This is a genomic window from Myxococcus hansupus (genome assembly GCF_000280925.3).
Classification (GTDB): Bacteria; Myxococcota; Myxococcia; order Myxococcales; family Myxococcaceae; genus Myxococcus; species Myxococcus hansupus.
The window spans coordinates 7,610,878-7,636,486 of record NZ_CP012109.1 but is presented as its reverse complement, the minus strand read 5'-3'; the positions used below and the strand labels follow the sequence as shown (position 1 = coordinate 7,636,486).

The following is a 25,609-nucleotide window of genomic DNA, read 5'->3' as shown; positions in this document are numbered from 1 at the left end:
GGCCCCTCAGACGCGGCGGGCCCAGGGGTCGTCACCCAACAGGCCGGGGAGGAACGACAGCCATTCGTGTGTGGTGTGCAACAGCGTCTCGACGGAGACCGCCGCGGCCCGGAGGAGCACGCCGTCGCTGCCCAGGGGGCTGATGGAGGGCACCAGTCCGGCGCGTGCTGTCATTGGCAGCGCGGCGAGTCGGGCGGACAGTGAAGCGCGGGCCTCCGCGAGCGCGGGGCCCACCAGCAGCACGGAGGCCAGCGCGTCGAAGCGGCCCAGGCGCTCCGGCAGGTTGCCGTGCCGTGGGTCCAGCAACCACCGCTCATCCACGAGCGGGCGCCCCGCCACGGAGACGCGCAGGGTGGACTCGAAGCGGGAGAAGGCCCAGCGCTCGCCCCGGGCGCTGCGCCCCGAGGTGATGACGTCCGCGAGCACCAGCGAAGCGCCCGGCGCGAGCCGCACGTCCAGCGTCTGGGCATACCGGGCCTCGGCGAAACACACGGTGGGGTCCGGCACCCAGGCCAGCAGCGCGCCTTCCTCCACGCGGGCCACCACGTCCGTCCTGCAGCCCCGGGGGGAGCGGTAGACGCGGTTGGCGCCCTGACTGGCCACGAGCGCTGTAGCGCCGGCCGCTACATCCACGTCGAGCGAGAGGTGGTCACCATCCACCAGGCCCCCTCCGAAGGAGCTGGTGTACGCCCAGGCCGCGTGGCCGTGGTTGCGAGGCGTGAGCAGGCGCAGCGGGCTGTGCGCCAACGCGTTGCGCACAATGGTTCGCGTCCCGGCGCGCTCGAAGGCCAGCCTCGCCAGCCCGGCACGTCGCGGGGGCTCTTCGGATATCGTCTGAGCGGGCTCCCTCACGGGCCGGAGCCTGCGGCAGTCGGGCCCGGAGTACAACGCCGGCTCCGGGGGCCTTCCGTGGACGCCGATGCCTACATGCTGCCCGAGGCGGCTTCGTCGTCGGCCACGAGCACGGACTTGAGGCGCTCCATGGCCAGCGGCGGCACGTCCGTGAACGCCAGGCCGACCTCGAAGCGGGCCACCGCGTCCTTCGCCAGCTTCCGGGTCCAGGCCACGCGCGCCTTGCACTCCAGCGAGGTGCCGTCCCGCAGGAACAGGTCCAGCTCCAGCTCGGTGTCCTGGGTGTATTGCTCATCCGAATAGATGCGGATGCCTCCCAGGCTGGCGTCCAGCACCTGCTGCTTGTCGACGCGCCGCAACCTCGCGGGGCGCGCATAGAGCGGAGCCTCGAGCCGCGGAAACCGGCGTCGATCCTGAGGAGATTCATTCACGCTTGCGCTGTTCATCGTCCAGCCTTCTCCGGGAGGTAACCGGCCAGGTTCCCGGGGGACTGAGGCTCAGCATAGGGGATATACCGGGTTGTGACGAAATCATGGGACCCGTATGGCCATCCGCTTTTGTTCAAAGCGGGGTGTCGCCTTGGACCCGTTCCTGGGACGGATGGTGGGGGCTTTGCGCGTAGGCGCAAACTGATGGGTTTGCGCGCCGCTGTGGCGTCGAGCGCTACGAAACACCGGAGCCTGTGTCATCCGGCGTTACGACAGCCACCCGCCGAAGCGGCTCGCGGACGGGGTTTCCTCTCGAAGACGCATGGGGCGGCGTTGCTGGCTCGCTGGGTGCATTGCCTCGCGGCCGGGTCTGCCTCAGACCCGAAGACGTCATCCCCCAACAAGAGGAATCACATCCATGAACATCAAGCAGACGGGCCGCTTTCTGGCGGCCGCGCTCCTGAGCCTGGCCGCCGTGGGCTGCCAGGGCGAGGAGCCGTCCCAGGGTGACTCGGTTTCGACCCAGGAAGCGGCCTCGAAGGCGCAGTGTATCGAGGGCTTCAATGGCATCCGCAACTGCGCGACGGGTAACGCGCAGCTCAGCAAGTCGGAGAAGGGCATCGCCGTCTCCGGCCTGAAGAGCGTGAAGTCGGACGGTATCGCCAGCACCTTCCCGCGCGCCTCCACGTGGTCCATGGACGCGGCCATCGGCGGTCTGGGTGACACGGGCCAGGGCCTGGCCCTGGCGGCGCGTGATGGCAACCAGGTGGTCAGCACGCTGACCATCGGTCTGGGCGGCGAGCGCGACCAGATGCAGCTCGCGCCGAGCTTCACCGGCACGCCGGGCGGCTCGCAGTACCGCGCGTACATCTACTCGGGCGGCCACCTGCAGGGCACGACCAACGTGATGAACTACGACCGGTTCCTCAACCCGTGGTGGTGGGACTTCTACTGGTACTGGTGGCCGATCCGCATCGGCTTCCGCAACCACCTGTCGCTTGGCTACAACGACCCCATCAGCCAGGGCGCTTGCGTCTGGAGCCTCCGCGGTGGTCCGCAGGCGTTCTCCATCGACGTGAACGGCCGTCGCATCAGCGGCGATGAGATCGAGCTCGTGGAAGAGGTTGGTAACGGTCACTACCCGTACACCAGCTTCTCCTCCATCGAGGTGCGCGCCGCCGCCAGCGAGTTCACCGTGCTGGGCGAGGCCATCACCCCGGCCAAGCGGTAGTTCGCGGTTCGCCGTCGCCGGGTGGGGCGTGCGTCCCTACCCGGCGTTCAGGTCCTCGAAGCCGAGGACCCGGCGGAAGTCCGACGCACGCCAGAAGACGTTGCCCTGCGCCTGGAAACGGTGCAGCTCGGCGCGCTCCGGCCACGAGCGGTAGGGATGCCGGGCCGTGTTCACGTCGATGGGCCGGGCAGAGGGGGGCTGCCCGCGCTCCAGCAACGCCAGGTGCTGCTTCAGCAGCCCGATGCCCGCCGAGGTCGACTTCACCGTCAGCAGCATGTGCGTGTCCGTGTCCGCGCGAGGCAGCGTGGACTGGGCGAGCACGTCGCCCGCGTCGATGCGCGCGGCGGTGCGGTGGAGCGTCGTCCCAATCTCCCGCTGACCGTGCAGCATGGCCTGGAAGATGGAATCCACGCCCCGGAACTCCGGCAGCAGCGAGGGGTGGATGTTCACGCAGCCATGGCGCGGCAGGCTGAGCAGGGGCTCGCGGATGAGCTGGTCACACATGCACGTGACGAACAGCTCCACCTCCCGCCGCCGCAGCTCCGCCACGGTGGCCTCTCCGGAGAAGTCATCACTGAGCACCAGCGGAATGCCATACGTCTGGGAGAGCGCCTGGAAGCCCATCAGCCCTGACTTCGGGAGGCGGAAGGGCAGCGCGCCGCTGAGCCCCGCGAGCACGTTGTAGCCGGTGAAGCGCGCGCCGAACTGCTTCAGGAAGAGGGGCAGCACCTGGGCCGGGGTGTAGCGCTTCTTCTGGAAGTGCAGCCCGCCCGAGGACAACACGATGCAGGACGGCGTCAGCCCCGCTCGCCGCACCAGGGTGTTGGCGAAGTAGAGGGACATGACGGACGGGGTGCAGCCGTACGCGAAGCGAATCATCGTCAGGCCGCCTGTTCCGAAGGGGGAGAGGTGTCGTCGTGGGTGGAGACGCGGAAGCGCCGCCGCTCCTGGGGCTGCTTCTCGCTCAGCAGCGTGGGCAGGAGCGGGTTGAGCAGCGGGCGCAGCCACGCGGACTGGATGCGGGCGGCCATCGTCATGCCCTCCAGCTCCGCGCCCACCGTCTGCTTCACGAAGTAGCTGGTGAGGCCCAGGTCCACCAGGTGGCAGCCGTGCTGCGCCGCGTACTCGATTTCCTTCCACATCATCAGGTAGTAGGCCGGCGTGCCTTCCGTCCGCGCGTAGTCCATGCCGATGCAGAACGGGTTGTTGATGCCGCCCCCGGTGCCCGTGAGGATGAAGGCGATGAGCTGCCCCTCCGCGTCCCGCAGCGTGAGGAAGCTGCTGGTGGCGGGCATCCGCTCCGCGATGGTTTCAAAGAAGGCGCGCGGGAAGGGCGCGCGCTTGAACTCCGAGGCGCCCTCGTGGACCTGGAGGTAGAGCGGGTAGCACTCGTCGATGAGGGGCCGGAAGTCGCGCACCCGCTCCACCTGGAAGCCCAGCGCCTCCGCGTCCTTCAGCTTCTTGCGCAGGTTCTGCCGCGACTTCTTCTTCAGTCGCTGGAAGTGGCCCTCGCTGCTCAGGCCCTCGAGCGCGATTTTGGCCATGGGGTGGTTGGCCACCTGCTTGAAACCCCGCTGGAGGAACCACGACTCCAGGCGCACGTCCTCGGGCAGCGTCTCCATGAAGTCGCGCACCAGCAGCAGCGCGGACTTCCCACACACTTCATCGCAGGCGGCCAGCAGGGCCTTCGCGAAGTCGTGCTCGGACACGCGCCGCGCGTCGTACCACCAGTGCCGCTCCGCCGTTTCGAAGGTGCCCACCATGCCCAGGCCCAGGGAGAGGAACCCGGGCAGCACCTTGCGCACCCCCTGCGCCAGCGTGCCCACCTGCTGGGGCAACAGCAGGCTCAGGTCCAACCGCTCCTCGGTGATGACGGCCAGCCCGACGACGTCCTCGCCCTGGGACATGACGACGTAGCCGAACTTCCGGTCCGGGAAGGAATCCTCCAGGCAGGAGAGGAACGCGGCGCTCTTGAAGGGATGCCCCTGCGCCACCTTCTCATCCCAGAGCGCGCGGGGGACGTCCTGGATGCGGGGGTGGATTCGGGTGGTGAGGCTCGCCGTGGCGCTCATTCGTCGCCCCCGTCGTCCAGCCGCTCGAAGCGGATGCCGTGGCGCGCGAGGCCATCGTCGTTCTCCTGCATGTCCCGGAACACGCGCTGCGAGCGCGGCAGCGGCGTGGGCGGGAACAGCTCCGTGCCAAAGCGCTTCAGCAGTTGGTGGAGCACCGGGTTCGTGTGGTGCACGGCCAGGTAGAGCCGGTCCACCACCGCGCCGATGCTGGCCTTCACGGCGTAGCTCGTCTGCCCGAGCTGCACCACCGACTTGCCGTGGGCCTCCAGCACCTCGACGATTTTGTAGATGCTGTTGAAGTACAGCGCGCCCTCGTCGCGCAGGCTGTAGTCCAGGCCCAGGTAGATGGGGTGAATCCACTCGGCGTCCTTGAGGAACAGCTCGAAGGACACCAGCCGCTCGCCCTGGAAGCACAGGAGCGCGAAGACGCGGTCGCCCAGGCGCTCGGAGAGCTGCGCGAAGAAGTCCACGCTGAGCGTCTCGAAGCGGATTTTGGAGCGGCCGAGCACCTGGAGGTACAGCGGGTGCATCTGCGCCGCGTGGCGGGAGAAGTCCTGCGTCATCTCCCAGCGCATGCCCGCCTCGGTGAGGCGCGCCATGCGGTTGTTCATCAGGGAGCGGTACTTCTTGCGCAGCCGGTCCTTGAAGGTGCTCTTCCCCGGCTCGCCCAGGTAGAGGTAGGTGGTGGCCGCGCTCTCTACGAAGGAGAAGTGCCGGGACAACACGTCCTTCACCTCGGGCAGCTTCTGGGTGGTGAGCTCCTTCATGAAGACCAGGCCCAGCTTGAGCTGCTTGGCCCGGGCAATCACCTCGCGAGAGACGACGCCCAGCACCTCGTCACGCGCGGCGCGCGGCAGGTCCGGACGGATGCCCAGCAGGTCCTTGCAGATGGCGATGGGCGTGCCGATGACGAACGCGTTGAGGAAGAGGAAGTCCGGGAACGCGCGGCGGACCTTGGACACCACCTGGTTGACGCGCTCCGGGGCGATGACAGTCAACGACATCCGGAAGCGGAAGCAGGGGACGACGGCCACCGTCTCGCTGCCGCTCTCGAGGACCAGGTAGTGGAACTGCACGTCCGCGATGCTGGCGGCCTCGGTGGCCTGATGCAGCTCGAAGGACTGCATCACGTCCGTGGTGGGGAAGCAGGTGTGCCAGGTCTCCCGGCCGATGTCGTGGATGGAGCCCACCCAGCGCACGTCGAAGGGGCGCGGGAAGGTGTGGAAGGCGGGAGCGCTTCCGGTGACGGGTGCTGTCGCGGTCATGTTTCTCTTGCGGGGTGGAGACGTCGAAGCGGAGGCGGGCGGCTCATGCGGCCAGGGCGCCCGGGCCTCCGGTGGGGGTGTAGGCGCCTTCCTGGAAGGCGGACCGGAACCGCAGCAGCCACGCCGCGCTGAGCACGGGGTGGAGCAGGATGGGGAGCGCGTTCATCAGCGGCGCGCCCTCCATCAACGCCAGCGCGGGCCCCAGCAGGGCGATGCCCGCCAGCCGCGCCCATTCCTGCCGCCACGCGAAGGCGCGCGCGTCCATCATCGCGCCCAGGCTCCAGGTGCTGAAGAGGACGCACCCGAGCGCGGCGACGCGGACCGTGGGGCTGAGCACGTCCAGGTACCACGCCAGCAGCAGGATGCTGGCCGAAAGGCTGAAGAACTGCGTCACGCAGTAGGCGGAGACGGGCAGGGGCAGCTTCGGGTCGTACTTCTTGAACGTGGCGGACGGCCCGTCATCCGGGTGGCCGCTGAAGCGCTCCGGGCGCAGCGAGGGCGGGTTCCAGTCCGGGCCCTTGAGGAAGCACAGCACCTTGTCGGACAGCCGCGCGCACGCGGCGGACTTCTGGAACAGCTCCACGAAGTAGTGGAAGTGCGCGGTGAGGGGGTTCCACGTGCGCAGGCTGCTGCGCAGGCCGTAGACACACGGCTGGTCCTTCAGCTCCGGCTGGTAGGTGCGGAACAGCAAGTCCCAGACGACGAGGATGTTGCCGTAGTTCTTGTCGATGTACGGCGTGTTGCGGCTGTGGTGGACGCGGTGCTGGGAGGGCGTGACCAGCACGTACTCCAGCCAGCCCAGCGGCGGCACGTAGGTGTTGTGGATGGCGTACTGGAAGATGAGCTGGATGCCGGTGATGCCCAGGAACACCTCGGGCGCGATACCCAGCAGCGCCATGGGCACGAAGAAGGGCCACGTGGTCAGCTCGCCCAGCGCGCTCTGCCGCACGGCGAGGCCGAAGTTCATGTCCTCGCCGGAGTGGTGGGCCACGTGGACGCCCCACATCCACGCCATGGTGTGGTGCATCCGGTGCGCCCAGTAATAGAAGAAGTCGTACGCGAGGAAGGCCACCACCCACGTCCACGGCGACGCCTTCGCCAGGTCGAAGAGCGCGTGGTGTTTGTAGACGTAGCCGTAGAAGACGAAGGTGGCCCCCGCGATGACCACGCTGCCCAGCACGGTGAGCAGGCTCATCGTCACGTTGGTGAGCGCGTCATGGAGCCGGTAGGCCGGCTTGCGGCGCACGAGCCCCACCACCAGCTCGATGAGGATGGGAGCGAGGAACGCGGGCAGGCCGTAGAGAAGCTGTTCCTTGAGGTCCATGGCGGTTCGTCCAGGGGCGGAGGTGGGGCTGGGGCGGCTCAGGTGCCGGTCTGCTGGAGCGCGGGCGCGTCCTGGAGCCCGAGCTTGCGGGTGCAGCGGTCCAGCGCGTCCAGGAAGCGGTCCAGGTCCGGCTGGGTGAGGTTGGCGCTGACGTTGATGCGCAGGCGCGTGCGGTTCTTGCTCACCGCCGGGTAGCCCACCGGGTTGACGTAGATGCCCTCCAGGTGGAGCAGCCGCGTCAGCTCGAACGTCTTCTCATACGCGGGCATCAGGATGGGGATGATGGGGGACTCGCTGTTCATGCAGTCCAGGCCCATGGCGCGGATGCCATTGCGCAGGTAGTTCTCGTTGTGGTGCAGCCGCTCCTGGAGCTCGGGCTGCTCCTGGAGGATGCGGATGCCCTCCAGCAGGCCGGCGGCGATGGGCGGCGGCAGCGAGGCGGAGAAGATGTAGCCGTTGGAGCCGAAGCGCAGCAGGTCGATGGTGGCCTTGGAGCCGGCGGCGAACCCGCCGATGCCCGGCAGGCCCTTGCTGAGGCTGCCGGTGAGCACGTCCACCTGGGACTGGAGCCCGAAGTAGGCCGGCGTGCCGCGGCCGTTGGGGCCCATGGCGGCGGTGGCGTGCGCGTCATCCACGATGACGAACGCGTTGTAGCTCTCCGCCAGCGCCACCAGACCCGGCAGGTCCGCCACGTCGCCGTCCATGCTGAAGACGCCGTCGGTGATGATGAACTTGCGCTGCTCGCGCGGCAGCTTCTTGAGGGTGGCCTCGATGCTGCGCAGGCTCTTGTGCCGGTAGGTGCGGATGTCCGCGCCGGACAGCTTCAACCCGTCGATGATGGACTGGTGGTTGAGCATGTCCGACAGCACCACGTCCCCCTCGCCGCACAGGGCGGACAGCACCGACAGGTTCGCCGCGTAGCCGCTGCTGTAGGTGACGCAGTCCTCGAAGCCCAGGAACTCCGCCAGCGCGCGCTCCAGCTCCAGGTGCAGCTCGCAGGTGCCGTTGAGCAGGCGCACGCCGCTGACCGTCGTCCCGTAGCGGCGCAGCGCGGCCTCGGCGGCGGCCACCACGCGCGGGTGTCCGTTCAGTCCGGAGTAGTTGTACGAGCCGAAGTGGAGGACGTCCCGGGGCCCCTCCGAGTCGAGCAGCGCATCCCGCCGCGTCGGGCTGAAGCTGACGCGGGCTTCGCGGCCGGGCATGCCGTGAAACACCCGTCCAATGACGTCACAATGGTGGTTGTCCACGTAGTAGTGGACCGCCTTCTGGACTTCCTGGAGCCGGGCGGAGCCGACGGCGAGGTCGCGGTTCTTTTCGGGCAAGGCAGTGGTGGTCAGGTCCATGACGGTGGCTTCCATGCGCGCGCAGGCGGGCACTCCCGTCCACCGGACGGACGCATCCCACCGTCTCCACACCCCGTGGGCCGTGGATGCGAACGGACGAATCCTGACCGGCGACCCGGAAGCTGGGGGCCGCTGTTCGTGGAGGTGACTCCAGCGCGGTGACGACGATGTGTGGGTTCTGGGCAGCCACGCCGCTGAGCACCCACTCGGGTGCTCGTGATGGTCCCCCATTCGTGGCGAATGACAGATATCGGACAATACACATCGTGTCAATGGATAACCGGATTTTTACGTATTTGGCGGATTCGCTACCTGATGCGTGCTTCATGTGTCGGGCGTGTGCTCAACCCGTGACGTGCGTGGGGTGCCACCGCTGGGAACTCCGGGAGCGGGCGGGCCCACTCCCAGAGGGGAAGCGCGGTCTACGGGTCCTCGTGCGGCACGGTGCACGTCCACACGTTGCGGGTGGTGCACTGGCAGTTGCCGATGGGCTCGTTCTGGATGCAGCACTTGCGCCGGGAGCCCGGAGGCGAACACGACGTCCCCAGGACGCTCAGGCACGCCTCCTGCGAGTAGCTGCAGTCGAGCGGCGGCGGGGTGGTGGCGCAGTATTGATAGACGCCGTCACACTGGACGTAGGCGTTGTTGGCCGCGGAGCACGCGTTGCCCCAACACGAGAGGGACGGGCCTGACGGACATTCCGTGGAACAGGAGACGAGGGCGCTCGACTCCTCTCCGAGCGGCTCGGGCGTTTCGTTGGGCGGGGGCGCGCCACAGGCCGTCAGGGCGGAGACGAGGATGGCCGCGAGAATTCCAAGGGATTGCTTCATGACAGGGTTCTCCTTTGCGAGGGGTTACTGGTTGCAGCAGACGCGGAGGCCGCCTCGCCAAGGGGGGCCGAAGGCGGACCGAAGACAGGGCCAGTAGCTGCTGACGCCACCCCGGCTCTCACAGAACTCGGCGCCCTGGATGCGCGCCATGTCGCAGGCATCTTCTTGAGAGTTGTGGGACACCGCCTCGAACCGTTCACACGTCTGCAAGGCGTTCTCGGCCTGGGGTAGTTCCTGCTCTTGCTCCTGCGTTTCCATGGGGCCACACGCGATGAATCCTGTCGTCAGTGCGAAGAGCGCCGCGTGCTTCAACGAAATCATTTCGGACCACCCCTGAAGCCTGCCTCCATCCGTTGAAGGCGAGGTTGGAGAGGAATTGAAACACGCCTCGTTCTATTCGCGCCATGGCGTCGCGGACGCTGCAATGCACCGTGTGTCTGCGTCGTATATTTATGGCGAGACGGTCGAGCGCCGGGGCGGCGGGGACCGCTTCCGATGTAGAAGGGTTGGATGCATCAGCCGTTGGAGAACAGTGCCCGCAGAGGTGTTCAGGTCCGCTGTCCCGCGTGTCTGCGGTTCAGCGCGCCCGACGTCATGTGTGTCCGGTGCGACTGCGGTCCGATTCCGCCGGAGCGGTATGGCGTGGCGCGCATGCTCGTCCACGCGGGGGTGGACCGTTACTCGCTGGCGGAGCGGGTGCTGCTGCTGCCCACGACGATGGCGGAACACCTGGAGGCCCGCTACGCCAGGCTGTGGGCCCGGGTGCGGCGCTTGCTCCTGGAGGTCAACCGCCTGGAGGCGGCGTTGGTGTTGAGCGGCTTCGGTGAAGAGGTCGAGGACCGGTGGGCCCAGCGGTTTCCGTGGAAGGTTCCCGAGGCGGCCGCCTCCGATGTCGTGGAGGAGGGGCTGCACGAGGAGGTCCCGAGCGTGAGTTGGCGTGGCTCGCCGCACTGGGGGAGGTCCACCAGGGGCAGCCCTCCCACGCGGCGCTCGCCATCGTCATCGAGGAGTGCCTGACGGAGGATGGCCTCTTCGGATACGAGGCGGCGTTGGCGTTGACCCGGTGGCACGTGTGGCGAAGCGTGCGGCTGTCACGGGTGCCCACCGGCCGCATCGCGCAGCTCGCGCGTGCGGCCTTCGCGCGGTTCCCCTCTCGGGGCGCGCTTGCCGCGGCGGCGTGGGTGCGGGCCACGGACCGGGCGCCGGACGAGGACTTGTTGCTCGCGCTGCGCGAGGGCTTGAATCATCCGTCGGAGGCCGTGCGCTTCGAATGCGCGCTCTGCCTTCAGGACGAGGATGTCCTGCTGATGGCGGTGGAGGGCTCGGATGCGGCGCGCGGGGCCGAGGCCCGGCGGGTGCTGGCCGCGATGAGTTCGGCGCGGCTGTTGGCGCGCATGGAGTCGTACGGCGACAAGGCGTTCGCCCTCGACGTGTTGAAGCGGCTGCCCACCCAGACGACGCCGGGCGCCCTGCGCGCGCTGTTCTCCGTGTCCAGCCGGGTGGAAGGGGGACTGGCGGAGGCGCTGCATTCGTGGGCCCGCACGCGCCCCTTCGTGGAGTGGCCTCCCGAGGAACGAAGGCTGTGGGCGGAATGGGCGCGCGTGCGTCTGGGGCAGCTCTCCTCGACGGATGCCCTGCGCTTCCTGTCATGGGCCGCCGCATCGAACGCGGCGCCGCTTCCCGAGGCACGTGCCTTCATGTCCGCCGTGGTCGAAACACTTTCGCGGGAGCCGGCGTCGTTGCGCGCGGAGCGCTTCCAGGACACGGCCTTCTCCTGCTTCCTCTCGCTCGCGGATGAAGAACATGCGCGTCCGTTGCGCGCGTGGGCCCGTGAGGAGGGCTGCGCCGCGCCCCTCCTGGAGGCCTTGATGTCGCTGCCTTCCCGGTCGCGGCGGAGCGATGCGGAGGCTCGCGGACAATGCGCGCGGTTGTTGATGGACATCTGGGAAGGGGCGGACCTCGGGCGTCTGGTGACGCCGCTGGCCAAGGCCGTGCGGGCCTGGAATGGCAGCAGCCAGGAGGAGGCGTTCCTTGGCGCTGTGTGGCAGCGCTTTCAGCGGCAGCCGGAGGAGCGCTCGGCGCTACTGACGGCTTTCGCGCCCTGGCGCGGGGCGCTCTGGGAGCGGCAGCGTGCCGATGAGCCCGATCCGGTCGTGTGTTTCCAGACGTGGTGGCCCGTGGATGACCCGGCGCTCTTTCCGGAGCGAGTGGAGGCGCTGGTCCGGGATGCTCCGCCGGAGGACCTGTCCCGGCGTCTGGACCCTGTCTGGACGGCGGTGGAGGCCCGGGTGGATGCGTGGCCTCGCGCCACGTCGCTCGCGGTGTCGTATGCGGCGGCGGCGCTATCCGGGGCCCTCCGGCAGGGGCATGAAGCGCTCGTGCCCGAGGCGGAGCGGTTCCTGTCCGGGTTCCAGAACCTCATGGACCGCGTCCGCGCCGCGCCGGCGTCGGTGAGGGAGGAGCGCTACTCCCGCGACTTCCTGGCCGACATCGAGGTCGACGCGCGGTTGATGCGAGAGCACCTCGAGCGGCTGCGCGAACAGGAGGAGGAAGCCCGGGAAGCGGAGCTGCGGCGGCGGGTGGACGAGTCCCGGCGGCGCGACCTGGAGCGGCAGGCGCGGCAGCGGCAGGACGAAGCGGAGTCGCGACAGCGAGACCTGGAACAGGAAGCCCGGCAGCGGCAGGACGAAGCGGAGTCGCGACAGCGAGACCTGGAACAGGAAGCCCGGCAGCGGCAGGACGAAGCGGAGTCGCGGCGGCGGGACCTGGAATGTCAGGCTGGGCAGCGGCAGGACGAAGCGGAGTCGCGGCGGCGGGACCTGGAGCGTCAGGCTCGGCAGCGGCGGGACGACGCGGAGCGCGAGGCGGAAGCGCTCCGGCGGGTGGCCGCGTCCCTCCAGCGGGCGCCGGAGCCGCCCCGCGCCGCGCCGGCGTTGCTCAGCCCCCAGGGGCCGGCGCATCCGTTGGACCAGGAGGTCTGCTTCCCCGAGGCCCGGCTGCGCACGTTGGTGGACTACGCGCGGCTGGTGAAGACGCTCGGCGAGAACAGCACCGACGCGCTGGCGTTGTTCGAGGCGCAGGGCCTGTCACCCTCCGACTGGGCGTTGGAGGCGAACTCCTGGGGCACGCTGATGTCGCGGCGCCAGGACCTGGCGCTGCGGTTCTCGGCGCTGTTCCTGGGGCACTGGGCTTGAGGCCCGGCGCGCTCAGGGGAGGCCGTTGGGCGTGAGCAGCACCTTTCCGCCGCGCTCGCCCTCCATCGCGCGCGTGAGGGCCTCGCGGATGTCCTCCAGGCGGAAGGTGCCATCCACCGGCACCTGGAGCGTGCCGTCCGCCACGTGCTTCGCCAGCCGTGCGAAGAGTGCGCCCTGCTCCTCGCGGGGCGTCTTCTTCAGCCACGACACCAGCCAGAAGCCGCGCAGGGTGATGTCCTTGAAGATGGTGGCCGCCGCCGACAGCCGCGGGCCCTTGCCGCTCATGACGCCGTAGTTCACCACCGTGCCCCCGCGCGCGAGCGCGTCACCCAGGCGGCGGGTGGACTCGCCGCCCACCGCGTCGATGCCCAGCCGCACCTTGGCGCCGCCCGTCACCTCGCGCACGCGCTCCGGCAGGTCGTCCGCGTCCAGCAGCACGGCGTCGGCGCCCAGCGCGGTGAGCTCCGCCGCCAGGGATTCGCGCCGAACGACGTTCACCGTCTTGTAGCCCGCCTGCTTCGCCAGGGTGATGATGTAGCGGCCCACGGCCGAGTTGGCGGCGTTCTGCAGCACCCACTCGCCGGGCTGGAGCGCGACGAACTCCCGCAGCAGCAGCTCCGCGGTGGGCGGGTTGACGAACAGCATGGCGGCCTGCCGCACGTCGGTGCCGGCGGGCACGCGCATCAGCGACGCGGCGTCCGCGACCAGGTGTGTGCGCCAGGTGCCCGCGCCCAGCGGGAGGAACACCAGGTCCCCCACCTTCACGGCGCTGGAGTCCTGGACCTCCACCACGCGGCCCACGCCTTCGTTGCCGGGCACCGCGGGCAGCTTCGGGAGCTGTCCATATTGGCCGGAGAGGGTGAGGACGTCGGAGGGGTTGATGGGCGTGGCCAGCACCTCCAGCCGGGCCTCACCCGGCTTCAGCGCCGCGTCGGGCTCCTCCACCAGTTCCACCACGTCCAGGGGCTGTCCAAAGGCCGAGAACCGCACTGCTTTCATGCGTCGCTCCAAATCCCACGGGGAAGTCCGGGGCGCACCCTAGCGGCCTTCGAGGGCCGGGCCGAGCGCATGCCCCACCTTTCGGGGGTGGATGCTGGGGCGCCACCTGTCCACCGCAGGACGCCCACGCTTCGTGGACGGGTACAGGCGGACAGACGGGACTCGTCAGCAGCGTGTGTGCTGTCCACCTTCGGCTGAAGGCAACGGGGCGGCGAGGAGGTCGATGGTGAGCAACGCGCACGGGGAGTTGTCCCTGTCCCCGCCAGTTGGCGTCGCGGGACGGGTGGCGCCACAGCGGGTCCTGAAGCGGTGGCTGGTGGCGGGGCTGAGGCCCGTCTTCGCGGTGTTGGGCGTCGGCACGCTGGCGCTCCTGATTCACAAGGCGGGCGCTCGGGAGCTGGGGGCGGTGTTGACGAGCGCGGCGCCCTGGTTGCCGTGGGTGGTGCTGCTGGAGCTGGGCCGTCAGTGCATGGACGGACTGGCCACGCGGCGCTCCTATGGCGAGGGCGCGGGGCGCGTCCCGTTGCGGATGCTGGCGCGCGCGCAGCTCATTGGCACCGCGGTGTCCAGCATGGCGCCGGCGGGCCGCGCGGCGGCGGAGGCGACCAAGGCGGCGCTGCTCAGTCCCTACATGGGTGGGGGCACCGCCACGGCCGCGGCGGCGACGTCCCAGTCCGCGTCCCTGGCGGCGGGAGGTTTCATCTCCTTTCCGTGCGCGTTGGCCTCCTACCTGCTGACGGGCATGTCGCTCTTCACGGTGCTGATGCTGGCCCACGGTGTCCTGCTGGTGTTGCTGTCGCTGGGCGTGCGCGCGTGCATGCGCGCGAAGCGGCCTGGGGACTGGCTCATCTGCCGCTTCAGCCGCTGGGCGCCCCACGCGGAGCAGTTCCGGGCCTCCGCGCGGTGTGGCGCGCTGTTGCCCTGGTCTCCCATGCGGGCGTTCCTGTGCAGCCGCCTGTTCCAGGTGGCGCAGTACGGGGTGCTGACGTACGCGGTGGGCATCGACACGTCGCTGGTGCAGGCGTTCTTCGCCCAGGGCCTCTACCTGTGCGCCCTGGCGGTGGGGTCGCTGGTGCCGGGTCAGGTGGGGGTGAGCGACGGCGCCTTCGCCCTGGCCGCGGGGGTGTTGGACACCACGGCCGCGCGGGCCATGTCGGTGGCGCTGCTGGGCCACCTGGTGCAGCTCCTGTTCGTGGTGATTGGCGCGCTCATCCCGCTGGTGTGGCGGGTCCGGGCGCCGCTGCCCGTAGCACCCGCACCGGCGTGCCGCTGAAGGCGGCCGTGCCACAGAGCGCGTCCACGGCCTGCTCGTCCGTGAGGTCGTTGTGGCTGGCGCCCGCGTGCGCGGTGGCCACGGGCAGGCGGGTGCCCGCGCGCGCGTGGCCGTAGCCGTGGGGCAGGCTCACCACGCCGGGCATCATCTCGTCCGTCACGTGGACGGGCACCGTCACCGTGCCCACGCGGGAGGTGACGGTGGCCTCCATGCCGTCGTTCAAGCCGCGGCACGCCGCGTCCTCAGGGTGCATCAGCAACGTGCAGCGCGGCTTGCCCTTCAACAGACCCGGGATGTTGTGCATCCACGAGTTGTTGTCACGCAGGTGCCGCCGGCCGATGAGCAGCAGCTCACCGGTGTTCACGGGCCTGGCGGCCGTGTCGGGGAAGGCCTCTCGCAAACGCCGCAAGTCGGCCAGCAGCGGCTCGGGCGCCAGGTGGATGCGGCGCTCCTTCGTCTGGAGCCGCCGGGGCAGGCAGGGTTGGAGCGGGCCCAGGTCGATGCCGTGGGGTGACGCTTTCAACTTCGCCAGGCTGAGGCCGTGATTCCCATGGGTCGTGCGCGCGCCGTAGGGGCCCATGCGCAGGCCCAAATCCAGCAACCGCTCGGGCCCCATCCGGGACAGGGCCTGATACTTGAGCGTGGCGCGCAGCGAGGGACGGCCCTTGCGCAGCGTCTCCAACCGGTGCTGGAGCGCGAGCAACACCTGCCAGTCCTGACGACCCTCCGGTCCCGGCTCGAAGAGCGGTGGGGAGTACTTCGCGGTGTTGCGCACCGCCAGCGCGTGAAAGGCGATGTCGTAGTGGCCGCGCTCCAGCGGAGAGACGGGCGGGAGGATGAAGTGCGCGTGGCGCGTCGTCTCGTTGAGGTACGGGTCGATGCTCACCATGAAGTCCAGGCCGGCGAGCGCCTCCTCCAACCGCGCGCCGTTGGGCGTGGACAGCACGGGGTTGCCCGCGACGGTGAGCAGCGCGCGGACCCGGCCCGTGCCCGGGGTGAGCATCTCCTCCGCCATCGCGACCGAGGGCAGCTCCCCCGAGAACTCCGGCAGGCCACGCACGCGGCTCTTCCAGCGGCCGAAGCCGCCGCGGCTCATGGCGAGGGCGCGCGGCCCTCCGATGATGTCGAAGGCGGGCAGGGTGAACATGGCGCCCCCTTGCCGGTCGAGGTTGCCGCTCACCACGTTGAGGACGTTGATGAGCCATTGGCACAACGCGCCGAACGCCTGGGTAGACAGCCCCACGCGCCCGTAGCAGACGGCGGAGCGCGCGGAGAGGAAGTCCCGGGCGATGCGGCGCAGCGTCTTCGCTGGCACGCCGGTGTGGGGCGCGACCTTCTCCGGAGCGAAGTCCCGGACGTGCGCGCACACGGCCTCCAGTCCGTCCGTGATGGCGTCGAGCGGACCCAGGCGCGGGGCGTGCTCCACCACCGCCACGTGCAGCAGGGCGAGCAGCGCGAGCGCGTCGGTGCCCGGGCGGATGAAGACGTGGGTGTCCGCGATGGCCGCCGTCTCCGTGCGGCGCGGGTCCATCACCACCACCCGGCCGCCGCGCTGCTGGATGCCACGCAGGCGCGTGCGTACGTCGGGCGCCGTCATCAGGCTGCCATTGGACGCCAGGGGATTGGCGCCCAGCACCAGCATGTATTGGGTGTGGTCGATGTCGGGGATGGGCACCATCAACTGGTGACCGAACATGAGGAACGCGGCGAGCTGGTGGGGGAGCTGGTCCACGGACGTCGCGGAGAAGCGGTTGCGCGAGCGCAGCGTGCGCAGCAGCTCCGGGACGAACATCATGTTGCCCAGGTTGTGGACGTTGGGATTGCCCAGGTACGAGCCCACCGCGTCCCGGCCGTGCTCCTGCTGGATGGCGTGCAGGCGGCGGGCGGTCTCCTCCAGCGCCACCTCCCACGAGACGGGCTCCCAGCCGGTGGCGGTCCGCCGCAGGGGCGTGCGCAGCCGGTCCGGGTCTTCGTGCAAGTCCTGGAGGGCCAGCGCCTTGGGACACAGGTGGCCCCGGCTGAAGGGGTCCGATGCATCGCCGCGGATGGAGGTGATGCGTCCGGCGTCCAGCTCGATGCGCAGGCCACACATGGCCTCGCAGAGGTTGCAGGTGCGGTAGTGGACCTGGGGCGAGGCGGAGGCGCTCATGCGCGGAAACTGTAGCGCGCGGCTTGTGGCCATTGGCTCGGGGACGCGGCGCGTGGTGCGTGCGGCGTCACCATCCGTCTGGGTTCAGACGAAGGGCTTCCTTGCGGGCTGCACGATTTCAACGGCGCGCGCGAAAGGGCTCATGAAAGGATGCGCCGCACCGTGAGGAGACTGTCCATGCATCGCGTGATTCCGTTTGTCGTTTCCATGGGGTTGTTGCTCGCGCCGCTCGCCGCTCGCGCCCAGGCGCCCACGATTCAGTTCAAGCGGGGGGACTTGCGGGTGGGCAGCGCGAACGTCACGGAGAACGCCGTGGACCTGCGGCTGGCCCTGGACCTCCGTGCCAAGGACATGGCGGAGCCGCTGAAGGTGGCTGTGTCGGCGTCGTCGACCCAGCGCTACACCACGACCGTCCTGGCGGCGAAGGGCCAGGTCGCCCACAAGGTGCGGGTGGCCTTCGATGACGTGGTCGAGGTGTCCCAGCAGCAGGGCGAATCCCAGCGAAAGGTGAGCCCGGTGAGTGGGAAGACCTACGTGGCGGAGCTGCGGAAGGAGGGCCTCACCATCACCCAGGCCTCGGGGAAGCCCGTCCCGGAGGGGGAGCAGGCGGAGGTGAAGAAGTCCCTGCCGAAGCTGGGCAAGCCCGACGAGATGGCGGCCGCCTTCCCGTCGACGCCCATGGCCGTGGGCGCGACCCTGGACGGCTTCTCCGACGCGCTCGCGCGGCAGTTGGTGGATGATTCCAGCGAGAAGACCACCCGCGTCACGGAAGCCCGCGCGAAGCTGGTCGAGATTCGCCAGGAGTCACACGGGCTCGCGGGCGTCTTCGACGTGTCGATGTCGCTTTCACGCGAGGACGCGAGCACGCCCATCGTGACGACCATTCCCTTGAAGGGACAGATGACCGTCCTCGCGAAGGGCGTTCGGCTGTTGGACCTGACCCTGTCCGGCCCGGTGGCGGTGGCGCTCACCGAGGACGCGGTGGAGCATGGGTTCCAGGGCAAGGGCGACGGCGAGATGCGGCTGCGCACGGGCATCCGCGCCGCTGACACCCCGCGTTAGCGCCGGGCCTGGCAGGTCGTCCGCTCTGCGCGAGGGCAGGGGCGTGACAGAGGGCTGACAAAGATTTGGGAGCCTGGGTGGTTAGAGGGTTCTGAATGTTTCTTCACGCGCTCGGCCACTTCCATCCGCCCAACCTTCTGACCAACGCCTTCTTCGAGGAGCTGGGCCTCGAGACCACCGACGCCTGGATTGTGGAGCGTGTGGGCATCCACACCCGTCACACGGTGTTGCCGCTGGATTACCTGCGCGAGACGCGCAACCGCGACGTCCGCGCGGCGCAAGAGGCGGCGCTCTTCAGCAACGCGGAGACGGGTCGCCGCGCCGCCCTGATGGCGCTGGATCGGGCCGGGCTGAAGCCGTCCGACATCGGGCTCGTGGTGGCGGGAGGCTGCAGCCCGGATGAGTGCATTCCCGCCGAGTCCAACCGGGTGGCGCAATTGCTGAACATCGACGCGCCAGCGGTGGACCTGCAGAGCGCTTGCTCGTCCTTCTGCATGCAGCTCCACTTCCTGACGGGCATGCGCCCGGAGCGGCTGCCGGACTACGTGCTGGTGGTGAACATGGACAATTCCACGCGCGTGGTGGACTACACCGACCGTGCCAGCTCCGTGTTGTGGGGCGACGGTGCGTCGGCGGCCATCCTGTCACCGCGCGTGCCGGGGCGCTGGCACATCACCGAGACGCTGCTGGCCGGAGACCCCTCGGGCGCGGACAAGGTGCGCGTGCCTCGCATGGGCCACTTCACGCAGCACGGCGGCGAAGTGCAGAAGTTCGCCATCCGCCGCGCGGGAGAGACCTTCCAGGCCCTGCGGACGCGCTTCATGGCGCGCCACCCGCACCTGGGCGCGGAGGCCGTCACCTTCATTGGCCATCAGGCCAACCTTCGGATGCTGGAGTCGGTGCAGCGCAGGTGTGAGGTTCCGGACGCCCGGCACTTCTTCAATGTGAACACCCGGGGCAACACCGGCGCGGCTGGCGCACCCAGTGTCCTCAGCGAGCACTGGGAAGATGCCTCCGTGGGCGACGCGGTGGTGCTGAGCGTCGTGGGCAGCGGCCTCACGTGGGCCGGGGCCCTGCTGGAGCGCGCGCGGCCGGCGTGAGCCCCTCGCGCTGATCCACCCGGGCGTACCGCCGTCCACTGGCGCACACCCTGGCCCTTCGGGCCGTTGGCGGTGCCGGGGACCGTGTGCAGCGTATGTCCTGTCGGATTCAGTGGGGTTTGGGGTCGGGGGTCGGGCGCATGGGTACTCGAGCGTGGGCTGGGACGGTGAGGTGCTTCGTGGTGAGCGCGATGCTCGTCGCGGGCGCGGCGGAGGCGAAGCAGCGGCAGGTCGGCGGCGTCCACATGCCGCAGTCGATGAGCCTCAAGGGGCGCACCGTCGAGCTGGCCCACATGGAGCTGCACAAGCAGCTCTTCTTCAAGGTCTACGTCTGGAGCCTCTACATGGAGGACCGGCCTCGCTCCACGCATGAGGCCGTCTCGTCCAACTCCGTGAAGCGGCTGCACTTCCGCTTCCTGCGCAACATCTCCCGGGACCAGCTCGTCGGCAGCTTCCGCTCCGGCTTGGGCCACAGCCCGGATTTGCGTCAGGGCCCACTGGCCGACCACCTGAGCATCATGCTCGCGTCGCTGAAGGACGTGCAGAAGGGCGAGGACCTCGTCATCACCTACACCCCCGGCGTCGGGCTCGAGGTCGGTGGCGATGCCAGCGGTGGTGTCTTCATCCCCGGCAAGCCCTTCGCCGACGCGCTCTTCGCCGTGTGGCTCGACTCTCATCCTATTTTTCCGCGCTGAGTGGCACGCTCGGCCGTGTGCCGGGCGTTCAGTCGTTGCTGCACAAAATAAGTGCGAGGTTCTTCCTGACCCGGAGCATCGCCAGGGGTAGGCTGGCGGCTCATTCATCAGTGTCAGGAGGACACGTACATATGCGGAATCGGTTGGTTCTGGCTGCTCTCGTCGCGCTCTCCACCACGGGCTGTGTTTCGCAGGGGAAGTTCGACGCGAAGGCGCTCGAGGCGGAGAACTTCGCCAAGGGCCTCAACGACGAGAAGGGCGCCCGCGAGGCCGCCGAGGCCAAGGTGAAGGAGCTGGAGGCGAAGATCGCCGAGGTGGAGCAGGAGCGCGAGGCGCTGAACACCCGCCTCAACGCCTCGGAGTCGCGCCTCACGGCCAATGCCGCGGAGCGTCGCGCGCTGGAGGAGAAGAACTCGCAGCTCGCGGCCCTCAATGACGAGCTGGCGCGCAACTCCAAGAAGCTGGCGCAGGCGAAGGAGGAGCTGGAGAAGCGCAGCTCCGAGTACGAGAACCTCGCCCAGAGCCTCAAGCAGGAGATCTCCGACGGGAAGATTCAACTGTCCGAGCTCAAGGGCAAGATGACGGTCCAGCTCAAGGACAAGATTCTCTTCGCCTCCGGCTCCGCCCGGGTGGGCAAGGAGGGCGAGGAGGCGCTGACGAAGATCGCCGACGCGCTCAAGACGGTGCAGGGGAAGATCATCCGCGTGGAAGGCCACACGGACGACGTGCCCACCGGCGGCGGCCAGTTCGCGTCCAACTGGGAGCTGAGCCTGGCGCGCGCCATGGCGGTGGTTCGTTCACTCCAGAACGCTGGCGTGGACCCGACGTTCCTCTCGGCGGCGGGCTACGGGCAGTACCAGCCCATCGCGGCCAACGATTCGGCGGAAAACCGCAGCCTGAACCGCCGCATCGAAATCGTGCTCGCGCCGAAGTAGGCGCCGCACTAGGAGGGGCGCGGGAGTCCCGCGCCCCTCATGAGAATCTTCGCCGCCATCCTTTGTCTCCTCGCCGCCAGCGTGTCCGCCCAGCCGCGGGACGCGGGCGTTCCCGAAGCGGACGCCGGTGCCGCCCCCCAGGGCGTACTGACCCGGCCTCCCGCGCTGATTCGCCAGGTAGAAGCCGTCTACCCGCCGGAAGCCGCCGCCCAGCAGCTCGAGGGCACGGTGGTGATGTGGGTCGACATCTCGGAGACGGGCGCCGTCTCGAACGTCGAGGTGTCCCAGCCCGCCGGCCATGGCTTCGACGAGGCCGCGGTGGCCGCCGTCCGCCAGTTCCAGTTCGAGCCCGCGGAGGTGGACGACGTCCCCACGCCGGTGCGCATCGAATACGCGTACCAGTTCGTCTTCCGTCCGCCGCCGCCGCCCGAGGGCGAGGCCGCCGCCGCGGAGCCCGAGGCCCCGGTGAACTTCAGCGGCCGGGCGCTGGAGCGGGGCACGCGCGACGTGCTCATCGGCGCGGAGGTGGTGCTGCCCGCGCTGGAGCGCTCCGCCGTCACGGATGAAGAGGGCCGCTTCTCCTTCCGGGGCGTCCCCCTGGGCACGCACGAGGTGCTGGTGGTGCAGAGCGGCTACGAGCGCTTCCGCACCCAGGAGACCTTCACGGAGGGCCAGGAGACGCGCGCCACGTACTACGTGCGCAAGCGCATCTTCGGCGCGTTCGAGACGGTGGTGCGCAGCGAGCGCGAGCGCAAGGAGGTGACGCAGACCACGCTCCAACTCGCCGAGGTGCAGCGCGTCCCCGGCACCCAGGGCGACACGCTGAAGGTGGTGCAGAACCTGCCCGGCGTGGCGCGCCCCGCCTTCAACGGTGGGCAGCTCGTCATCCGGGGCTCGGGGCCGCAGGAGTCCGGCGTCTTCCTCGACGGCCAGCGGATTCCCCTGCTGTTCCACTTCGGTGGCCTCACCTCCGTCTACAACTCGGAGCTGCTGGAGGCGGTGGAGTACCTGCCCGGCAACTTCTCCGCGTACTACGGCGACATCACCGGCGGCGTCATCAACGTGCGCAGCCGCGAGCCGCGCACCGACCGCCTCCACGCCACCGTGGGCGTCAGCCTCATTGAGTCCAACGCCGTGGTGGAGGGGCCCATCACCGACACGCTGAGCTTCGCGGTGGCGGGCCGGCGTTCGTACATCGACCTGGTGCTGGGCCTGGTGCCCCAGGGCGACAGCGGCCCCAACCTCCAGGTGGCGCCGCGCTACTACGACGCGCAGCTCAAGCTGGTGTGGAAGCCGAAGTCGCGTCACACCTTCACGCTGCAAGGCCTCACCTCGCGAGACCGGCTGGGGCTCGTCTTCGACCGGCCGGCGGATGACGACCCCACCGTCACCGGCGGCTTGAATGTCACCACCGGCTTCAACCAACTGCGGCTGCGGCACCAGTACCGCGCGGACGCGCTCACGTTGGACACACACGCCCTGGTAGGCAACACGCTGGTGCAGTTCGGCATCGGTGACCGCGGCCTGCGCATCGCCTCCACGGACCTGAACCTGCGCTCCACCGTGGAGTATGCCTTGGGCGAGCAGCTCACGCTGGCGGGCGGCCTCGACGTGGTGAGCAACTTCGCCCGCGTCACGGCGCGCATCCAGGGCCTCTCCCGCGAGGGCGAGCCGCCCACGCCCACCGTCACCGACGACGTGCTCACCGCGGACGGGGACTTCCTCCAATACTTCCCGTCCACCTGGGTGGAGGCGCGCTGGCGCCCCGTGCCGGGCCTGCTGGTGGTGCCGGGCCTGCGCGCGGAGAGCTATGTCTTCACCGACCAGACGGAGGCCCGCCGCACCTTCAACCCGCGTCTGGCGGTGCGCTACGGGCTGACGGACACCCTGACGCTCAAGGGCGGCGCGGGCGTCTACCACGGGCCCCCGGTGCAGGATGAGCCGAGCGTGGCCTTTGGCAACCCGGACCTGCGCGCGAAGCGCTCGCTCCAGTACAGCGTGGGCGCGGAGTGGCAGGCCCGGCCGGAGTGGTTCATTGGCGGCGAGGTCTTCTACAACGACTTGGACGGGCTCATCGTCCGCTCCAACGCCACGGTGGTGCGCAACGGCCAGCAGGTCCCCGAGCGCCTGAGCAACGGCGGCGTGGGGCGCATCTACGGCCTGGAGGTGCTGGTGCGCCGCGCGTTGACGGAGCGGCTCTTCGGCTGGGTTTCGTACACGCTCAGCCGCAGCGAGCGCAGGGACTCGCCGGGCGTGGGCTGGCGCCTCTTCGACAATGACCAGACGCACGTGCTGACCGCGATTGCGTCCTACAAGCTGCCGGCGGGCTGGGAGATTGGCGCGCGCATGCGCTTCGCGTCTGGCAATCCCACGACACCGGTGGTGGGCTCGGTGCGGGACGATGGCTCGGATGTCTTCATCCCGCTCTACGCCGCGGTGAACTCGCGCCGGCTGCCATCCTTCAACCAGTTGGACATCCGCGTGGACAAGAACTTCGCGTTCGAGAAGTGGAACCTGAACGTCTACCTGGACCTCACGAACGCCTACAACAACCCGGCGGTCGAAGGCATCACCTACAACTACAACTACACCCAGAGCGCCTTCTTCAAGGGACTGCCCATTCTTCCCATCATCGGCGCCCGGGGGGCCTTCTGAGCATGCGTCTCCACCTTCCCGCTTTCGTGGTGCTGCTGCTCGCCGGCTGCGGCCCCGACTTCGAATTGCAGAGTGAAATCCGCCGCGTGCGCGTGCTGGCCATCCAGGCCGAGCCCGCCGAACTGGTGGTGGACCCGGACGCCGCCACGCTGCCGGGGCCCATGACGTTCAACGCGCTGGCGGTGACGCCGGACGCGCGCCCCGTCACCGTGCGCTATGCGCTGTGCCGCTTCACCGGCAATCCCTATGACGGGCGCTGCCCGGGGGACAACGGCGTCCCCTTGCCGGACGGCGAGCTGTCGCTCCAGGACCCGAACGTGCAGACGGTGCTGCTGGAGGCGCTCCAGGCGGGCGGCGGGGGCGGCGGCGTGCTGGACCCGGAGGACCCGGCGCTGCGCGCGGCGCTGGAGCGGGGCATTCCGCTCTTCGTGGGCTACGAGGCCTCGGATGGCAGCGGGACCCCCGAAGGCACGGAGCGGGGCGTGCGCCGGGTGACGCTGCGGGCCACCACCGCGCCCAACCAGAACCCGGTGATGGCGGACGTCCTCTGGAACGGCGCGCCGTTGACGGGCCCGCTGCCCGTGGCGAGCGAGGTGACCTTCACCCCGGTGCTGGCCGAGGGCAGCGTCGAGACCTACGAGACGGCGGAGGGGCCCCAGGTGGAGCAGGTCTTCTTCAGTTGGTTCGCCACCGGTGACGGCGAGGTGAAGGAGTTCCGCTCGCAGGAGCCCGTGGAGGGCCGGCCGGGGGACCCGACGTCGCTGTACGAGACCCCGGCGGCGCCCGGGCGCGTCACCTTCTGGGTGGTGGCGCGGGACGGACGCGGCGGGGTGGGGTGGCTCAGCCGCACCGTGGACGTGGGCCCGTAGGCCCCGTCCCGGACCGGCGGCTCAGGCGGACAGGTGCGCCGAGGCGCGCCCGAGTCCCTCCGCCACGGACGTGAAGGCGTCCGCGGTGCGCACGCGCTCCTCGCCGAAGCGGCGCACGTAGAGCTGCCGCACGGCGGGAATCTGCGAGGAGCCGCCGGTGAGGAACACCGCGTCGATGTCCTTCGCCTCCGCGTGCTTCTCCAGGAGGCTCGCGGTGCACGCGTCCAGCTCGTCGAGCAGCGGCTTGCTGAAGGTGTCGAACTCCTCGCGGGTGATGGGCTCGTGGAGGTGGATGCGCGCCTCCTCGAAGTCCACCGTGGCCACGTCCTCCTTGGACAGCCGCACCTTCGCCGCTTCAATGGCGCGGAAGAGGCGGTAGCCCAGGTTGTCCATCACCAGGTCATACAGCGCCTGGATTTCGGGCTTCCGGTCGCTGGTGTCCAGCATGGTCTCCAGCAGGTCCTGCGTGGACTTCTCCCGGATGAAGGACATCTCGTGCCAGGTGAGCAGCTTGGCCATGATGTGCTGGGGAATGGGCATCCGCTTGTCGCTGAATCCCTTCACCCGGTAGGTGGAGCCGGCGCCGAAGCGGGGCAGCAGCTTGTGGCGCATGATTTCCGCGTCGAAGCGGTCACCGCCGATGCGCACACCCGTGGAGCCCACCACGTCCTGCTTTCGGTCCGGGTTGTCCTTCCGGCTGGGGCCCAGCCGCATGAGCGTCAGGTCGGTGGTGCCGGCGCCGAAGTCCGCCACCAGCACGAGCTCGTCGCGCGTGAGCTGGGCCTCGTACGCGAGCGCGGCGGCGATGGGCTCGATGAGGAACTGCACGTGCTGGAAGCCCGCGAGCCCGGCGGCGCGCTGGAGCCGCTGCTGCGCCAGGGCATCCGCCTCCGGGTCCGGCGTGAAGACGGCGGGACGGCCCAGCACCACGGCCTCGGGCGCGCCGCCCATGGCGTCCGCCGCGGCATCCCGCACGCGGCGCAGCAGCACCGCCACCAGGTCCTCGATGGTGTACGTGCGCCCCTTCACCTGGGTGGCGCGGAAGGAGCTGGAGTGGAGGAAGGACTTCACGGACTGGATGAAGCGCCCGGTGTTGTCCTCCATGTACCGCTGGATGGCGTCGGCACCCGCGTAGATGTCCTGCTCGTCGTCCGGGAAGAAGAGGACGGAGCGGAAGAGGCGCGCCTCCTGGGTATGGGGTTGAAGCGACAGCACCGTGCCGTCAGGCAGGGCCGCGGCGGTGTTGCTGGTTCCGAAATCGAGTCCGCAGGCACGCATGGGGGGGCGCCCCTTATCGCCAAAGTTCATCCATGGGTAGCCCTTCGTGCTCCAA

22 protein-coding genes are annotated in these 25,609 nt (G+C 69.5%); 10 read left to right on the top strand and 12 right to left on the bottom strand.

The features are described from left to right. Positions 1–6: 6 nt before the first annotated feature. Entirely contained in the window at positions 7–759 is a 753-nt protein-coding gene (locus tag A176_RS29830; RefSeq protein ID WP_002635581.1) for an urease accessory protein UreD, read from the bottom strand. A 164-nt stretch (positions 760–923) separates the two neighbouring features. Then, a complete protein-coding gene (locus tag A176_RS29825; RefSeq protein WP_044889270.1) occupies positions 924–1,298 on the bottom strand; it encodes a PilZ domain-containing protein in 375 nt (124 codons plus the stop codon). A gap of 400 nt (positions 1,299–1,698) precedes the next feature. On the opposite strand from A176_RS29825, the gene A176_RS29820 reads away from it, so the two are divergent. Continuing rightward, on the top strand, positions 1,699–2,511 hold the full coding sequence (locus A176_RS29820; RefSeq protein ID WP_002635583.1) for a hypothetical protein: 813 nt from the start codon (positions 1,699–1,701) through the stop codon (positions 2,509–2,511). 36 nt (positions 2,512–2,547) lie between these two features. Here the strand turns inward: A176_RS29820 and A176_RS29815 are convergent, their stop codons facing one another. From A176_RS29815 to A176_RS29785, 7 genes are all read right to left on the bottom strand, one after another. Further along, positions 2,548–3,390, bottom strand: coding sequence for a formyltransferase family protein (locus tag A176_RS29815; RefSeq protein ID WP_002635584.1), 843 nt, complete (start codon positions 3,388–3,390; stop codon positions 2,548–2,550). 2 nt (positions 3,391–3,392) lie between these two features. Continuing rightward, entirely contained in the window at positions 3,393–4,583 is a 1,191-nt protein-coding gene (locus A176_RS29810) for a GNAT family N-acetyltransferase (protein WP_002635585.1), read from the bottom strand. Beyond that, positions 4,580–5,848 carry a GNAT family N-acetyltransferase gene (locus tag A176_RS29805; RefSeq protein WP_021780977.1) on the bottom strand — a complete coding sequence of 423 codons (1,269 nt, stop codon included), beginning with the start codon at positions 5,846–5,848 and terminating at the stop codon, positions 4,580–4,582. The genes A176_RS29810 and A176_RS29805 overlap by 4 nt, the downstream gene beginning before the upstream one ends. Positions 5,849–5,891: 43 nt before the next feature. Then, positions 5,892–7,172: a sterol desaturase family protein gene (locus A176_RS29800; protein WP_002635586.1), complete on the bottom strand. Its 1,281-nt coding sequence runs from the start codon at positions 7,170–7,172 to the stop codon at positions 5,892–5,894. A gap of 38 nt (positions 7,173–7,210) precedes the next feature. Next, the gene (locus A176_RS29795) at positions 7,211–8,515 is read right to left on the bottom strand and encodes an aminotransferase class I/II-fold pyridoxal phosphate-dependent enzyme (RefSeq protein WP_044889434.1); all 1,305 of its coding nucleotides are present in this window, start codon (positions 8,513–8,515) and stop codon (positions 7,211–7,213) included. Positions 8,516–8,937: 422 nt separating this feature from the next. Continuing rightward, positions 8,938–9,345 carry a hypothetical protein gene (locus A176_RS29790; protein WP_002635588.1) on the bottom strand — a complete coding sequence of 136 codons (408 nt, stop codon included), beginning with the start codon at positions 9,343–9,345 and terminating at the stop codon, positions 8,938–8,940. Positions 9,346–9,369: 24 nt separating this feature from the next. Then, positions 9,370–9,666 carry a hypothetical protein gene (locus A176_RS29785; protein ID WP_002635589.1) on the bottom strand — a complete coding sequence of 99 codons (297 nt, stop codon included), beginning with the start codon at positions 9,664–9,666 and terminating at the stop codon, positions 9,370–9,372. Positions 9,667–9,855: 189 nt separating this feature from the next. Between A176_RS29785 and A176_RS40290 the strand changes: the two genes are divergently transcribed. Both A176_RS40290 and A176_RS29775 read left to right on the top strand, forming a co-directional pair. Beyond that, a complete protein-coding gene (locus A176_RS40290) occupies positions 9,856–10,362 on the top strand; it encodes a hypothetical protein (RefSeq protein ID WP_049872406.1) in 507 nt (168 codons plus the stop codon). Then, positions 10,278–12,539, top strand: coding sequence for a hypothetical protein (locus A176_RS29775; protein WP_049872405.1), 2,262 nt, complete (start codon positions 10,278–10,280; stop codon positions 12,537–12,539). The genes A176_RS40290 and A176_RS29775 overlap by 85 nt, the downstream gene beginning before the upstream one ends. Before the next feature lie 12 nt (positions 12,540–12,551). On the opposite strand, the gene A176_RS29770 is transcribed toward A176_RS29775, so the two are convergent. Continuing rightward, the gene (locus A176_RS29770) at positions 12,552–13,538 is read right to left on the bottom strand and encodes a zinc-dependent alcohol dehydrogenase family protein (RefSeq protein WP_002635591.1); all 987 of its coding nucleotides are present in this window, start codon (positions 13,536–13,538) and stop codon (positions 12,552–12,554) included. Positions 13,539–13,761: 223 nt separating this feature from the next. Between A176_RS29770 and A176_RS29765 the strand changes: the two genes are divergently transcribed. Continuing rightward, complete coding sequence (locus tag A176_RS29765) at positions 13,762–14,811, top strand: lysylphosphatidylglycerol synthase domain-containing protein (protein ID WP_226994020.1); 1,050 nt, start codon at positions 13,762–13,764, stop codon at positions 14,809–14,811. Here A176_RS29765 and A176_RS29760 read toward each other — a convergent pair. After that, positions 14,747–16,960 (bottom strand): molybdopterin oxidoreductase family protein, encoded by a 2,214-nt coding sequence (locus A176_RS29760; protein ID WP_002635592.1) that lies wholly within the window; start codon positions 16,958–16,960, stop codon positions 14,747–14,749. The two genes, A176_RS29765 and A176_RS29760, sit on opposite strands and share 65 nt — an antisense overlap. A 177-nt stretch (positions 16,961–17,137) precedes the next feature. On the opposite strand from A176_RS29760, the gene A176_RS29755 reads away from it, so the two are divergent. The 6 genes from A176_RS29755 (at position 17,138) to A176_RS29730 (ending at position 24,276) form a co-directional block, all read left to right on the top strand. After that, positions 17,138–18,022 carry a hypothetical protein gene (locus A176_RS29755; RefSeq protein ID WP_002635593.1) on the top strand — a complete coding sequence of 295 codons (885 nt, stop codon included), beginning with the start codon at positions 17,138–17,140 and terminating at the stop codon, positions 18,020–18,022. Positions 18,023–18,117: 95 nt separating this feature from the next. Beyond that, positions 18,118–19,122, top strand: coding sequence for a 3-oxoacyl-ACP synthase III family protein (locus A176_RS29750; protein WP_002635594.1), 1,005 nt, complete (start codon positions 18,118–18,120; stop codon positions 19,120–19,122). Positions 19,123–19,262: 140 nt separating this feature from the next. Continuing rightward, positions 19,263–19,817 (top strand): chalcone isomerase family protein, encoded by a 555-nt coding sequence (locus A176_RS29745; RefSeq protein WP_044889271.1) that lies wholly within the window; start codon positions 19,263–19,265, stop codon positions 19,815–19,817. Between the two features lie 131 nt (positions 19,818–19,948). Next, positions 19,949–20,752, top strand: a complete 804-nt coding sequence (locus A176_RS29740; protein WP_002635596.1) for an OmpA/MotB family protein — start codon at positions 19,949–19,951, stop codon at positions 20,750–20,752. A gap of 39 nt (positions 20,753–20,791) precedes the next feature. Beyond that, complete coding sequence (locus A176_RS29735) at positions 20,792–23,407, top strand: TonB-dependent receptor domain-containing protein (RefSeq protein ID WP_002635597.1); 2,616 nt, start codon at positions 20,792–20,794, stop codon at positions 23,405–23,407. A 2-nt stretch (positions 23,408–23,409) separates the two neighbouring features. Next, positions 23,410–24,276 (top strand): hypothetical protein, encoded by an 867-nt coding sequence (locus A176_RS29730; RefSeq protein ID WP_002635598.1) that lies wholly within the window; start codon positions 23,410–23,412, stop codon positions 24,274–24,276. Positions 24,277–24,297: 21 nt separating this feature from the next. On the opposite strand, the gene A176_RS29725 is transcribed toward A176_RS29730, so the two are convergent. Next, a complete protein-coding gene (locus A176_RS29725) occupies positions 24,298–25,554 on the bottom strand; it encodes an Hsp70 family protein (protein ID WP_002635599.1) in 1,257 nt (418 codons plus the stop codon). Positions 25,555–25,609 lie beyond the last annotated feature (55 nt).